13 protein-coding genes, 1 tRNA gene and 3 pseudogenes are annotated in these 12,948 nt (G+C 49.7%); 7 read left to right on the forward strand and 10 right to left on the reverse strand.

What is annotated here, in order from left to right:
- Positions 1 to 53 precede the first annotated feature (53 nt).
- The 3 genes from AAYN39_RS14630 to folD all read right to left on the reverse strand — a co-directional run bounded on the left by AAYN39_RS14630 (position 54) and on the right by folD (position 1,766).
- The gene (locus AAYN39_RS14630) at positions 54 to 602 is read right to left on the reverse strand and encodes a metal-dependent hydrolase (protein ID WP_001143573.1); all 549 of its coding nucleotides are present in this window, start codon (positions 600 to 602) and stop codon (positions 54 to 56) included.
- Between the two features lie 83 nt (positions 603 to 685).
- A complete protein-coding gene (ybcJ, locus tag AAYN39_RS14635) occupies positions 686 to 898 on the reverse strand; it encodes a ribosome-associated protein YbcJ (RefSeq protein ID WP_000190278.1) in 213 nt (70 codons plus the stop codon).
- A gap of 1 nt (position 899) precedes the next feature.
- A complete protein-coding gene (gene folD / locus AAYN39_RS14640; protein ID WP_000729163.1) occupies positions 900 to 1,766 on the reverse strand; it encodes a bifunctional methylenetetrahydrofolate dehydrogenase/methenyltetrahydrofolate cyclohydrolase FolD in 867 nt (288 codons plus the stop codon).
- Positions 1,767 to 2,312: 546 nt separating this feature from the next.
- On the opposite strand from folD, the gene fimA reads away from it, so the two are divergent.
- The 6 genes from fimA to sfmF all read left to right on the forward strand — a co-directional run bounded on the left by fimA (position 2,313) and on the right by sfmF (position 8,404).
- Positions 2,313 to 2,867: a type 1 fimbrial protein subunit FimA gene (fimA, locus tag AAYN39_RS14645; RefSeq protein ID WP_000681037.1), complete on the forward strand. Its 555-nt coding sequence runs from the start codon at positions 2,313 to 2,315 to the stop codon at positions 2,865 to 2,867.
- A 74-nt stretch (positions 2,868 to 2,941) separates the two neighbouring features.
- Positions 2,942 to 3,475, forward strand: a complete 534-nt coding sequence (gene fimI / locus AAYN39_RS14650) for a type 1 fimbrial protein subunit FimI (RefSeq protein ID WP_000619617.1) — start codon at positions 2,942 to 2,944, stop codon at positions 3,473 to 3,475.
- Between the two features lie 43 nt (positions 3,476 to 3,518).
- Complete coding sequence (gene fimC / locus AAYN39_RS14655; protein ID WP_001764009.1) at positions 3,519 to 4,211, forward strand: type 1 fimbria chaperone FimC; 693 nt, start codon at positions 3,519 to 3,521, stop codon at positions 4,209 to 4,211.
- Between the two features lie 30 nt (positions 4,212 to 4,241).
- Positions 4,242 to 6,854, forward strand: coding sequence for a fimbrial biogenesis usher protein (locus AAYN39_RS14660; protein ID WP_000754216.1), 2,613 nt, complete (start codon positions 4,242 to 4,244; stop codon positions 6,852 to 6,854).
- 14 nt (positions 6,855 to 6,868) lie between these two features.
- Complete coding sequence (gene fimH / locus AAYN39_RS14665; RefSeq protein ID WP_000708646.1) at positions 6,869 to 7,876, forward strand: type 1 fimbria D-mannose specific adhesin FimH; 1,008 nt, start codon at positions 6,869 to 6,871, stop codon at positions 7,874 to 7,876.
- 9 nt (positions 7,877 to 7,885) lie between these two features.
- Complete coding sequence (gene sfmF / locus AAYN39_RS14670) at positions 7,886 to 8,404, forward strand: fimbria assembly protein (protein WP_000603408.1); 519 nt, start codon at positions 7,886 to 7,888, stop codon at positions 8,402 to 8,404.
- 45 nt (positions 8,405 to 8,449) lie between these two features.
- On the opposite strand, the gene fimZ is transcribed toward sfmF, so the two are convergent.
- From fimZ to fimW, 4 genes are all read right to left on the reverse strand, one after another.
- Positions 8,450 to 9,082 (reverse strand): fimbria biosynthesis transcriptional regulator FimZ, encoded by a 633-nt coding sequence (gene fimZ / locus AAYN39_RS14675; protein ID WP_000801270.1) that lies wholly within the window; start codon positions 9,080 to 9,082, stop codon positions 8,450 to 8,452.
- A gap of 603 nt (positions 9,083 to 9,685) precedes the next feature.
- Positions 9,686 to 10,408, reverse strand: coding sequence for a fimbria biosynthesis regulator FimY (fimY, locus tag AAYN39_RS14680; RefSeq protein WP_001258098.1), 723 nt, complete (start codon positions 10,406 to 10,408; stop codon positions 9,686 to 9,688).
- A gap of 18 nt (positions 10,409 to 10,426) precedes the next feature.
- Positions 10,427 to 10,738, reverse strand: a complete 312-nt coding sequence (locus tag AAYN39_RS14685; RefSeq protein ID WP_000226497.1) for a diguanylate cyclase — start codon at positions 10,736 to 10,738, stop codon at positions 10,427 to 10,429.
- Positions 10,739 to 10,899: 161 nt separating this feature from the next.
- A complete protein-coding gene (gene fimW, locus AAYN39_RS14690) occupies positions 10,900 to 11,496 on the reverse strand; it encodes a fimbria biosynthesis transcriptional regulator FimW (protein ID WP_000948632.1) in 597 nt (198 codons plus the stop codon).
- A 254-nt stretch (positions 11,497 to 11,750) separates the two neighbouring features.
- Here fimW and AAYN39_RS14695 point away from each other — a divergent pair.
- Positions 11,751 to 11,827, forward strand: a tRNA-Arg gene (locus tag AAYN39_RS14695).
- A gap of 21 nt (positions 11,828 to 11,848) precedes the next feature.
- Here AAYN39_RS14695 and AAYN39_RS14700 read toward each other — a convergent pair.
- From AAYN39_RS14700 to AAYN39_RS14710, 3 pseudogenes are all read right to left on the reverse strand, one after another.
- A pseudogene (locus AAYN39_RS14700) lies at positions 11,849 to 11,971 on the reverse strand (integrase); the annotation flags it as partial.
- Positions 11,943 to 12,345, reverse strand: a pseudogene (locus AAYN39_RS14705) (IS3 family transposase); the annotation flags it as partial. The pseudogenes AAYN39_RS14705 and AAYN39_RS14700, both read right to left, overlap by 29 nt.
- An 11-nt stretch (positions 12,346 to 12,356) precedes the next feature.
- A pseudogene (locus tag AAYN39_RS14710) lies at positions 12,357 to 12,610 on the reverse strand (transposase); the annotation flags it as partial.
- Positions 12,611 to 12,948: the final 338 nt, after the last annotated feature.

Genomic DNA, 12,948 nt, shown 5'->3' on the forward strand with positions numbered 1-12,948 from the left:
CGGCCTACCTGAGATGAAATCTACAGGTCGGGTAAGCGTAGCGCCGTCCGACATTAGCGAGTCCGCTTTTCGTCCCCTATACGCCATCTGTGCCAGCCCAATATCCCTATTAGCACGCCCCCCGGTAGCCACACCCATAGCAGCTCCGAAACAATCACCTGATGCCCATACGGCGTGATGTAGCTTGAAAGCGCAAACGGCGCGACTTTAATTACCTGCCAGGGTGCAAAGAAACGTTCATCCGACCACGGCCACAGCCATCCGACGCCTTTACCACCCGTGGTTATCGAATCCAGCAGGCTGTGCGACAACAATGAAACGGTTAAAAACAGCCAGCAGCGCACCTGCCCCGCTCGAAACCATCGTCGTCCCGCGAGTACGCACAACAGGGGGAGGACGAATGCGAAAAGTAAAGAGTGGGTAAATCCGCGATGGCCGAACACGTTGCCGTAGGCGACGCCAAATTTAAAGGCCAGCACGTCAGCATCGGGGAGCATCGCCAGCACAACACCGGCAAACAGCAGGCGAGGAGGGATAACTTTCAGGCCTAAGCCTGCGCCAAGACACAGAGGAACGGCGGCGTGGGTGATAACGGTAGGCATAGCGATCGTTCACAGGGAAATAGCCATGCTAGCAGTTGGAACGTAGAGGATTAAGTGGATGATTATCTGAAAAGACAGCGTAATCAGGCCACGACGTTCACACTTTGGCCTTCGAAGCTAACGGTTTGCCCGGCGACAATTTTGCAGCGTTTACGCGTTTCAACCGCGCCATCAACCTTCACCAACCCGTCGGCAATGGCGATTTTCGCCTGCGCGCCGCTTTCGCTCCAGCCTTCCAGCTTGAGCAGATCGCACAGCTCGACGTGCGGGTGCTTGCCTAAAGAGAATGTCGCCATGTTATTTTCCTTGTGGATCGTGATATTCAATGCACGCCTGCAGCGTGTTTTCGATAAGCGTGGCGACCGTCATCGGGCCGACGCCGCCCGGTACTGGCGTGATGTATGACGCGCGCGCCGCGGCTTCGTCAAACACGACGTCGCCAACGACCTTGCCATTTTCCAGACGGTTAATACCGACATCAATCACAATTGCGCCTTCTTTAATCCATTCGCCGGGAATAAAGCCCGGTTTACCAACGGCGACAATGAGCAAATCAGCATGCTCGACATGATGACGCAGATCTTTGGTAAAGCGGTGCGTAACGGTAGTCGTACAGCCAGCCAGCAGCAGCTCCATGCTCATCGGGCGTCCAACGATATTAGACGCGCCAATGACCACCGCATTCAGGCCGTAGGTATCAATATTGTAGCGCTCAAGCAGGGTCACAATACCGCGGGGCGTACAGGGACGCAGGCGCGGCGCACGCTGGCACAGACGACCGACGTTATAAGGATGAAAACCGTCTACGTCTTTATCCGGCGCGATACGCTCCAGCACTTTAACGTTGTCGATACCTGCCGGTAAAGGCAACTGCACCAGAATACCATCGATCGTGTTATCTGCATTCAGAGTATCGATAAGCGCCAGCAGTTCGGCTTCGCTGGTGGTTTCTGGCAGGTCATAGGAGTGGGAGACGAATCCCACTTCGTCGCACGCTTTACGTTTGCTTGCGACATAAATCTGTGAGGCCGGATTGCTGCCGACCAACACCACAGCCAGGCCGGGAGCGCGAAGACCCGCTGCGACGCGTGCCTGAACTTTTTGAGCAACCTCAGATCGCACCTGCTGCGCAATCGTTTTACCGTCAATAATCTTTGCTGCCATCAGAGAGAAGATTCCATCTGTTACTTCAAGTCAAAGGGGATAACGCTATTTTGTCAGAAGCGGGCCTCGCTGTCAGTTAACGTTTGTGTTTCCGATGCAAACGCGACGTCTCCCCCGTCCGTTGACGATACTGAGACGTGACCAGTAAGCGCGCCATGATTAACCAAAAAGAAACAATTCATCACCCTGGCTATGGTTACCGTAATCCCTCGCCGTTAATAGCATCGGGCGGCATAATGCGACATTTTATACAAAATAAGATTAGACCCTTCTTATATCCAAATAAGAATTAGCTTAGGTCATTAAAAGAGTTTGCGGCTATTTTTTATTTAGCGAAATGTTTAATTTATTACCGTGACGAAATGTCATATTCGCAAAGATTAATTACTGCGTCTGATACTCAGGGGAGAAACAGAAAACTAATTAATCTGCGATATCTATCTTTACAGGATGCAGAGATAACTTTTCTGACATGCTATGTCGATAATAATTCAAACGGAGCCGACAGGATATCGAAACCGGGTGTGTGTAATTCAAGGAAAATCCATGAAACATAAATTAATGACCTCTACTATTGCGAGTCTGATGTTTGTCGCTGGCGCAGCGGTTGCGGCTGATCCTACTCCGGTGAGCGTGAGCGGCGGTACTATTCATTTCGAAGGTAAACTGGTTTATGCAGCCTGTGCCGTTAGCACTAAATCCGCCGATCAAACGGTGACGCTGGGTCAATACCGTACCGCCAGCTTTACGGCGATTGGTGATACGACCGCGCAGGTGCCTTTCTCCATCGTCCTGAATGACTGCGATCCAAAAGTGGCGGCCACCGCTGCCGTGGCTTTCTCTGGTCAGGCAGATAACACCAACACTAATTTGCTGGCGGTCTCCTCTGCGGACAATAGCACTACCGCAACCGGCGTCGGGATTGAGATTCTTGATAACACCTCCTCACCGTTGAAGCCGGACGGCGCGACCTTCTCGGCGAAGCAGGCGCTGGTTGAAGGCACCAATACGCTGCGTTTTACCGCACGCTATAAGGCAACCGCCGCCGCGACGCCAGGCCAGGCTAATGCCGACGCCACCTTTATCATGAAATACGAATAATCCCGTCAGGGAACGCCAGGGAAGGGAGGCGTCTCAACGGAAGAGGCTATCGGGGATAAAAGAGAACATAGCAGATGATAAGGAAAGGCGCGGCGCTAGTGGGGCTTGTTTTGATGTCGCCCGTCATTGCGCAGCCGGTAATGGTAGAGAGCGGGCGTGTTCACCTGCGCGGACAACTGGTCAATGGCGGCTGCGCTGTCGCCACTGAAAGCCAGGATTTGCGCGTACTGATGGGACAGTACCGCACGAATGCGTTTACCGGTCCTGGCAGCTTCGCTCCCGTCAGCGTTCCATTTTCGTTACGGTTAATCTCCTGTAGCGCGGAGGTCTGGCGTCATGTCGGCATTGCGTTTGCCGGCGTTACGCCTGCGGAAGATCCCCATGTTTTTCTGGCCAGCGGCGAAGGTATCGGTAATGCCGGAATCGGCCTGGCGTTATTTGATGACCAGCAGCGGCAAATCATACCTAACACGTTACCGCTTCATTACGCGCCCATTTTAACGTCAGAAATGACTTTGCATTTTACCGCCCGCTATCGGGCAATTTCAGAAAATATGACGCCGGGACGAATTCATTCAGAAGTGTGGTTTACGCTGGTTTACCCATGAATTTTCTTGCCGACGTGACTCAATGCAAAAGGTATTTTTTACCATGCTGAATAGTATAAAATTAGGATTTATTGTTCTTCTCACGTTATTTACTTCGCTGAACGTACAGGCGGCGGGGGGGATTGCATTAGGCGCCACGCGTGTTATTTATCCCTCGGCGGCGAAACAGACTTCTCTGGCAATCAGTAATAGCGATACTCAAGAACGTTACCTCGTCAATTCATGGATCGAAAATAACGCTGGGCAGAAAGAAAAAACGTTTATCGTTACGCCGCCTTTATTCGTCAGCGAGCCCAAAAGTGAAAACACGCTGCGTATTATCTACGCCGGGCAACCGCTACCCGAGGATCGGGAGTCGTTATTCTGGATGAACGTGAAAGCCATCCCGTCGGTCGATAAAAGTCATATTGAAGGAAAAAACGTTCTGCAACTGGCGATTCTGTCGCGCATCAAACTGTTCGTGCGTCCGGCGAATTTGCCGCAGACGCCGGAAGACGCGCCGACCTTGCTGAAATTTTCCCGTGTCGGCAACCATCTCAAGATAACCAACCCATCTGCTTATTACCTCACGCTGGTCAATATCAGCGTGGGTGCGAAAAAGATTGATAACGTGATGATCGCGCCAAAAAGCGACATGCAAATTCCCTTACCGACTGGCGCGCAGGGCAGCGTGACATTTCAGACCGTCAATGATTACGGCGCATTGACGTCGGCGACAACAGCCAGTCTCGGTTAAGCAGAGAGCGTGAAGCCACACGAGAACACGATGAAGAAGACAACCTGGTTTGCAGGGCGATTTCCCGGCTATGTATCACCGTTAAGCGGCGTGGCGCTGTCGGTGTTGGCAGCTCTGTGTCCGCTGACGAGCCGCGGCGAAAGTTATTTCAACCCTGCGTTTTTGTCGGCGGATACCGCGTCCGTGGCGGATTTATCTCGCTTTGAAAAAGGTAATCATCAGCCTCCCGGTATTTACCGGGTGGATATCTGGCGTAACGACGAATTCGTAGCGACGCAGGATATTCGTTTTGAGGCGGGCGCCGTGGGCGCCGGCGATAAATCCGGCGGCCTGATGCCTTGTTTTACACCGGAGAGGATTAAACGGCTGGGCGTGAATACCGCGGTGTTCCCTGTCTCAGATAAAGGCGTCGATACCACGTGTATTCACCTTCCTGAGAAAATCCCGGGCGCGGAGGTCGCGTTCGATTTCGCGTCGATGCGCTTAAACATTAGCTTGCCGCAGGCGTCATTGCTCAACAGCGCGCGTGGCTATATCCCGCCGGAAGAGTGGGATGAAGGGATACCCGCCGCACTCATTAATTACAGTTTTACCGGTAGCCGCGGAACAGACAGCGATAGCTATTTTTTGAGTCTGCTGAGCGGGTTGAACTATGGCCCCTGGCGGCTGCGTAATAACGGAGCCTGGAGCTATTCGAAAGGGGACGGCTATCATTCGCAACGCTGGAACAACATTGGCACCTGGGTACAGCGCGCCATCATTCCGCTAAAAAGCGAACTGGTCATGGGGGACAGCCATACCGGGAACGATGTTTTCGACAGCGTCGGCTTTCGCGGAGCGCGGCTGTACTCTTCTGACAATATGTATCCCGATAGCCTGCAGGGCTACGCCCCCACGGTCAGAGGGATCGCCCGGACGGCGGCAAAGCTGACGATACGACAGAACGGGTATGTTATCTACCAAAGCTATGTGCCGCCGGGCGCGTTTGCGATTACCGATCTTAATCCTACCTCTTCCAGCGGCGACCTTGAGGTGACGGTAGATGAAAAAGACGGTAGCCAACAACGTTACACGGTGCCTTACTCTACCGTTCCGCTATTGCAGCGTGAGGGCAGGGTGAAGTATGACCTGGTGGCCGGGGATTTTCGCAGCGGCAATAGTCAGCAGTCTTCGCTATTCTTTTTCCAGGGAACGGTGATTGCCGGCCTGCCTGCGGGGCTGACGGCTTACGGCGGTACGCAACTTGCCGATCGTTACCGTGCTGTGGTGGTCGGGGCGGGGCAAAATTTGGGTGACTGGGGGGCCGTGTCGGTCGATGTCACACATGCGCGTAGCCAACTGGCAGATGACAGCACCCATCAGGGGCAATCGTTGCGTTTTCTGTACGCCAAATCGCTGAATAATTACGGGACTAATTTTCAATTGCTGGGTTACCGCTATTCCACGCGCGGATTTTACACCCTGGATGATGTGGCATACCGCAGTATGGAAGGGTACGACTACGAATACGATAGCGACGGACGCCGCCATAAAGTGCCGGTGGCGCAGAGCTACCACAATCTCCGCTACAGCAAAAAAGGCCGCTTTCAGGTCAATATTTCGCAAAATCTGGGGAATTACGGGTCACTGTATCTTTCCGGCAGTCAACAAAATTACTGGAATACGGCGGATACCAATACCTGGTATCAACTGGGATACGCCAGTGGATGGCAAGGCATAAGTTATTCGCTGTCATGGTCGTGGAGCGAGTCGGTGGGGATCTCAGGCGCCGACCGCATTCTGGCATTCAATATGTCCGTTCCGTTTAGCGTTCTGACCGGACGGCGCTATGCGCGCGACACTATTCTTGATCGTACTTATGCCACGTTTAACGCCAACCGCAACCGCGACGGCGACAATAGCTGGCAGACCGGTGTGGGCGGCACGCTTCTGGAAGGACGTAATCTGAGCTACAGCGTGACGCAGGGGCGTAGCAGTACCAATGGTCATAGCGGCAGCGCCAGCGCTAGCTGGCAGGCGACGTATGGCACGCTGGGCGTGGGATATAACTACGATCGCGATCAGCATGACTATAACTGGCAACTTTCCGGCGGCGTGGTCGGTCATACGGATGGTATTACGTTTAGCCAACCGTTGGGCGATACCAATGTCTTGATTAAAGCGCCGGGAGCGAAAGGCGTGCGCATCGAAAACCAGACCGGCGTGAAAACGGACTGGCGGGGCTATGCGGTAATGCCCTACGCCACGGTATATCGCTATAACCGCGTCGCGTTAGATACCAACACGATGGACAACCATACCGATGTCGAAAATAACGTCAGCAGCGTGGTGCCGACTGAAGGCGCGCTGGTGCGGGCTGCTTTTGATACGCGGATAGGCGTAAGGGCAATCATTACCGCGAGGCTTGGCGGACGTCCGTTACCGTTTGGCGCGATAGTACGAGAAACCGCCAGCGGCATTACCAGCATGGTCGGCGATGACGGACAAATTTATCTGAGCGGCTTGCCGCTAAAAGGTGAACTGTTCATCCAGTGGGGAGAGGGGAAAAACGCGCGTTGTATCGCCCCTTACGCCCTGGCGGAGGATAGCCTGAAGCAGGCGATTACGATAGCCAGCGCGACCTGTATCCGTCCGTCGTCATAAAAGGAAAAATAGAGATGAAAATATACTCAGCGCTATTGCTGGCGGGGACCGCACTCTTTTTCACCCATCCCGCGCTGGCGACGGTTTGCCGTAATTCAAACGGGACGGCGACCGATATCTTTTATGACCTGTCAGATGTTTTCACCAGCGGCAATAATCAGCCGGGACAGGTGGTGACGCTGCTGAAAAAATCAGATTGGTGCGGCGTAAACGCGACGTGCCCGGCGGGGACAACGGTGAATTATACCTACCGAAGCTATGTATCAGAATTACCGGTACAAAGCACCGAAGGAAATTTTAAATACCTCAAGTTGAATGACTACCTTCTGGGCGCGATGAGCATAACCGATAGTGTCGCTGGCGTATTTTATCCGCCCCGTAACTATATTCGCATGGGCGTCGACTCTAACGTGTCGCAGCAAAAGCCGTTTGGCGTGCAGGACTCAAAGCTGGTTTTTAAATTAAAAGTGATACGGCCTTTTATTAATATAGTGACGATCCCCCGCCAGACAATGTTTACCGTCTATGTGACGACCTCTACCGGCGACGCGTTGAGCACGCCGGTGTATACCATTAGCTACAGCGGCAAAGTGGAAGTACCGCAAAACTGTGAAGTGAATGCCGGACAGGTCGTGGAGTTTGATTTCGGCGATATCGGCGCGCCGTTATTTAGTCAGGCGGGAGCGGGTAATCGTCCGCAAGGCGTCACGCCGCAAGCGAAAACTATCGCTATCAAATGTACCAACGTCGCGGCGCAAGCCTATTTATCGATGCGGCTTGAAGCCGAAAAGGCCTCAGGGCAGGCGATGGTGTCCGATAACCCGGATTTAGGCTTTGTGGTTGCTAATAGCAACGGTACGCCGCTCACACCCAATAATTTGTCGAGTAAAATTCCGTTTCATCTTGATGATAACGCCGCCGCTCGCGTAGGTATTCGCGCCTGGCCGATCAGCGTGACGGGGAATAAACCGGCGGAAGGGCCGTTTACTGCGCGCGGCTATCTACGAGTCGATTATGATTAAGGAGGCATAATGATTCTTCGGCGCGTTTTCATCGCTATCGGTTGTGTTTTGTTAAGCCCGCTGAGTCAGGCCAACTCATCTCTGGGCGAAGTGAATATTGAACTGCGCGGTAACGTGGTGGATTTTACCTGCGCCGTGGTTGCGGGCGACAGTAACAAGTCGGTTAACCTCGGCACCTGGCCGACAAAACAGCTTCACGTCGCCGGGGACGCTACGCAACCGGTAGCCTTTAGCCTAAAACTTGAAGGCTGCCCGCCAGGTTCGGCGTCTATAACGTTTTCCGGGACGCCAGCGCCCGGCACGGCATTACTGGCGCTTGCTGATACGGCAATGGCGCAAAAACTGGCGATTGAAATTCGCGATGGCGATCAACGTCGATTGCCACTTGAACAGGCCAGCAAGGCCGTCGATATTGACAACAACGGCAATGCTACCCTGAAATTCTATGCGAACTATATCGCCTTAGCCGATGGCGTGCAGCCCGGTCTTGCTAACGCGGATGCGACCTTCCTGATCAATTACAATTAGTGTCCGTTATTTTGGCTCCCGAACGATAATTCGCCGGGAGTACATTTACAATAATTCGTGTGATTTGGCGTAATCGATAAGCTCAACGATAGAGTGAAGGCCAAGTTTAGAAAATATATTGGCCTTATGCGCGCTGATAGTCTTGTTACTCAATAAAAGTTGCTCGGCAATTTCTTTGTTAGACATTCCATTGGCCAGATAGCGCAGCACGGTAACTTCGCGGTTAGAAAGTGGCATATCATGGTGCCCGCCTTTGGGGGGACGGGTATTACTGATAAAGTTAAGCGTCTCAGATGGAAAAAAAGAATAGCCGGATAAAATTATTTTTACCGCATTATAAATATCATTGAGGTCTTTGCGTTTACTTACAAATCCGTTTGCGCCCGCTCTTATTGCTCTTCCGGCATAAAAAGCCTCTGATTTCGACGATAAAAAAAGTATCCGGGTATGTTCCTGGATAGATTTGATTCGTTTAAGTAAGGTAAAGCCGTCGGTGCCCGGTAATTCAATATCCAGAATGACAAGATCAACAGGATAAGTGCGCAGATACTCTATCGCTGTTCGGCTATCATCCGTTTTCAGGACAACCTGAATATTGCTATTTTTACCGAGTAAAACTTCGATCGACATTCTTACAATAGGGTGTTCGTCCATAATGATAACAGATGCAGGTTTCATTGTTGTATGCCTCAGACTGTTATGCGTCCTTCGTTTTAGAATAAGCGTCAGACACCTTAAAGATTGTGAAATAGCCAGATCTACACACCACACGGTGGAGCAATAATAAAGAATGAGACCTCCCTGTTGACTGGCTATTTTGCGTAAGAGTAATAAATATGTGGAATATCCATTTCGCACCAACAAAAAAGAAATTTCTGATTAAGTAAAAACAATATGGATTATACCTGGTCTGATTTCTCGGAAAAGTCTTGCGAAATGCGAATTATGGATAGCGGGTAGGATGTTCTGTGACGTTATAGAAAATTTGTTCGTGGTGGAGCTATTTTCTTTAGAGTTGACATTAAGTAGTTTAAACTGTTGTTTTTAAGTATAAAAATAATATGAAAGACTAATTGTTTAGTATTTGTTATGTAATAACAGAAAGATGTTGACGCTGGAGACCGCAAAAAACAAGGAGGAACAGGGGACGATGTAAGAAAAAATTTTTTGTCGCTTACCAGGACGAGTTGTAAATATTAATTTTATGTGAAATATTTACATTTAATGGCAGTGAAAATAAGTAATTTCTTAAAAAATCTTATTCACCAAAACGTTACTTCGTTAAAAAATGTCGTGGAAAGTAACGTTTAGCTGCTGGATCAGCCGAAGAAAGCTTTGCCTGTGGGGAAGGTTAAGGAGGGTGATAAGTTGTTTAAGCCGGTAAACCACACGATGATAAGGTACGCTTTGCTGACGTGCTATTTCTTTTAAAGAGGCACCTTGCGCTAAAGTTTCAATCATCAACCAGTCAGTACGGCTAAAGCTTTCCGATAAGCGAGGTTCGGCGGCTGATAACAAGGCTTCGCGTACAGAGGCCAGATTTTGTCGTCGCGACAGGACAAAAAAACGCCCAGCCATACGGATAAACTGAGCTATAGCGGGGGTTTTATCTGATACCAGCAGGTAAATCTGGATATCGCTTTGTTGCCAACTGAGCGCGTGTAGCTGGTTAAGCGCCTCAATACAGGAGACAGGTAGCGTCTCCATATCTACAATCAGTTGTCTGAGCGACCCCTTTTCAATCCACAAAGAAATGTCATCTAATGAGCGGAATGCTGCGGTACGTTTTCCGGAAAATAAGTAGTGACTCAATGAATAGCCGAGGTAGTTATCAGTTGTAATTATTGCCTGAGAAATGATACCAACCGGCAAGGCATAATTTAGCTGTTGGTTCAGTAACTCAAGGCGATCAAATATCTGCGGCGTTGGAGAGTGATAACGGCAGGCGCAGTCTTTGGCATTTCTTAAACGGCGGTGTCTTTCCCTGCATGGTACGCTGCGCATCCTGCTTTTTCCATTGCTCTAATATATATCTGGTAATATGGCTGGCCATAAATAACCTTGTCCCATCGTTGCACCAGCGTAAAAAGCAATGCCTCGTTGCTCTGATGTTTCAATGCCTTCCATCAGCATTAACTGCTGAAAAAAAACTTCGCTATCATGTTCTGACGGAAGTTGCGTCAGGACCTCATAGCCGATTAATTGCGCAGTTGAGAGATGAACGATTGGCTCAGATTTTAACAATCCGCTGTTGAGATATGAATGGCGTGTTGGCGAAGACGCCAGGTGTGGGGGATTTATCCTTTCCTTTAATAAAGTACCCTGTGCCACCAAACACTCCTTCAGGCATTTATGATGCAGCCATATATTTTTGACCCCTGAATCTATCAGGATATTATGGGTATCATTGTGGCAGCGTTAAAAAAATGCCTGTAGGTATCGTTACTTAATTATTGGTGAGATATTTCGTAAGCTTTGTAAAAAGTTAAGTGAGTTTACTTACTGAGTAAGAAATGAAGGTTAACTCTAATATATTTTAAAAACTGCTGCTCCGTTTTAACATGTAATTTTCGCATAATGCTCCGGCGGAGTGACTTTGTCTGCTCTTCAGAAAGTGAAAGTAAAGCGGCCGTTTCGCTTAAATGATAACCGCTGGCGATCAGTTTTAATAAGTGACGTTCTGTTACTGAAAAATGGCGAGTCGTGCAGTAGTGGCAGATGCCAGAAGGGACGCTATGTCGAAGCGCTCGCTTATGTAAGATCAATATCATTTTCCGGGTAATTTCTTCAACATCATCTTCCCGATAAATATGCGGCAGCATATACAGACATGGTCTGAACATGAGCTTTTCTTTATCGCATTTATTACAAATAATTACCCGTAGCTGATGTTGAGTATGCATAGGTATCTGGTAACAGCCTGCGCTGAACCAATCATCATCCAGGGTCAGGAAAGCGATATCGGCATTATCTATCTCTTCTGGCGGCAGAAAGTCAATTTTCTGCTGCCATTGATTCGCCAGACGCGTCATGATGATTTTCAAACCATGCTCAAAGTGACTGTTTTGTTCCTTAATAGCGATACTCAGCATAAAAAATATCCTACACGGCAGGTGAGTCATGGTGAAATATTAAAGAAACTGATTGATTATCTAAATACTGGCGGCTTTAATTCCCACTTTATGCGTGCTGAGATGTGTCCAGGCGATTTCCTGGAACCTGGCATTGCGCCAGAAAAGACGATATTCGTACACTTAGTCAGCAACCAGAACAAAAGCCATTGACTCAGGAGTGCCTGACCGTATAATTCTCGCGTTTCGTCTACATGAAGTCTTCACTTCACAAGGCGCCCTTAGCTCAGTTGGATAGAGCAACGGCCTTCTAAGCCGTGGGTCGCAGGTTCGAATCCTGCAGGGCGCGCCACTTATAAATCAACGCGTTACGCTTCTTTATTTCCTCCTTATTTTCCATATGGGACATATTTGGGACATCATCACCAAAAATGTCGTCTATTTTCCTCGCGTGTTCCGTTAAATGATTAGGCGCAAGGTGAGCATATCTGTGAATCGCCACGGATAACCTGGACACTTCTGAGTCGTTGATGATATAGGTTTTCATATTCAGCCGGTGGCATCTGCTCGCTCGAACCATGCCGACGTCTACTGTTATAAAACATTTCTATGTAATTAAAAATATCGCTTCTGGCTTCGTCTCTCGTTCCGTAGATCTTTTTCTTTATCCGTTCACGCTTCAGTAGCTGGAAAAAGCTTTCTGCAACCGCATTTTCATGACAGTTGCCACGACGGCTCATACTGCCCTCCAGTCCGTGCGATTTCAGGATCGACTGCCATTCATAGCGGGTGATTATGTCGCCACACGGCCATCAGGAGCGCATTCAGGACTCCATCTTTTGTCATTCATGGTTGCAGTGACCAATTGAGTCTACTGCGGCTTTTTTTAATATGTCCCGTTCGTCAGTAACCCGCTTCAACTCTTTCGGGAGTCGGCGGATTCCGGTCTGATCATCTGACTGCTCTTTATTTCTTTATTGGTGGAGGAGTTCGACCCGTACTTCTTTATCCTGGCGTAAAGACTGTGGGTAGTAATATCGAGATGTGTTGCGACGCTGGAAACAGAATGGCCGCGCTCAACAACCTGTCTTACCGCTTCAATTTTAAACTCTTCGGGATAACGTTTACCGCTCATAGGCACCTCTCTTTAAGTCATCTTAAATGGATCTGAGGTGTCTGTTAAACCTGTGGTGATTCACATTGACCGCAGATTATCAGATTCCTTTACCCGGTAGTGAAACCAGTAGGGGTCAGTTTATCCGCACTAAAAGACGGTGTTCCTGCATCTGTGGTGGAGTTGAACCGGATGGGCTTTGGGCACATGCGTATCCTGCGTGTATTGGTCAGTTGCCGGAGTCTGGATTAATGCACTATGGCTCCGTTGGGTTCTTTTTTGGGACTGATGGCGCATTGCGACTTCTTGCTAAGAAACCTGATGGGGCATTTGTGACATACGATATGTAGGAATCCCCG

The sequence above is a fragment of the Salmonella sp. K21076 genome (assembly GCF_039650795.1).
Lineage (GTDB): Bacteria > Pseudomonadota > Gammaproteobacteria > Enterobacterales > Enterobacteriaceae > Salmonella > Salmonella enterica.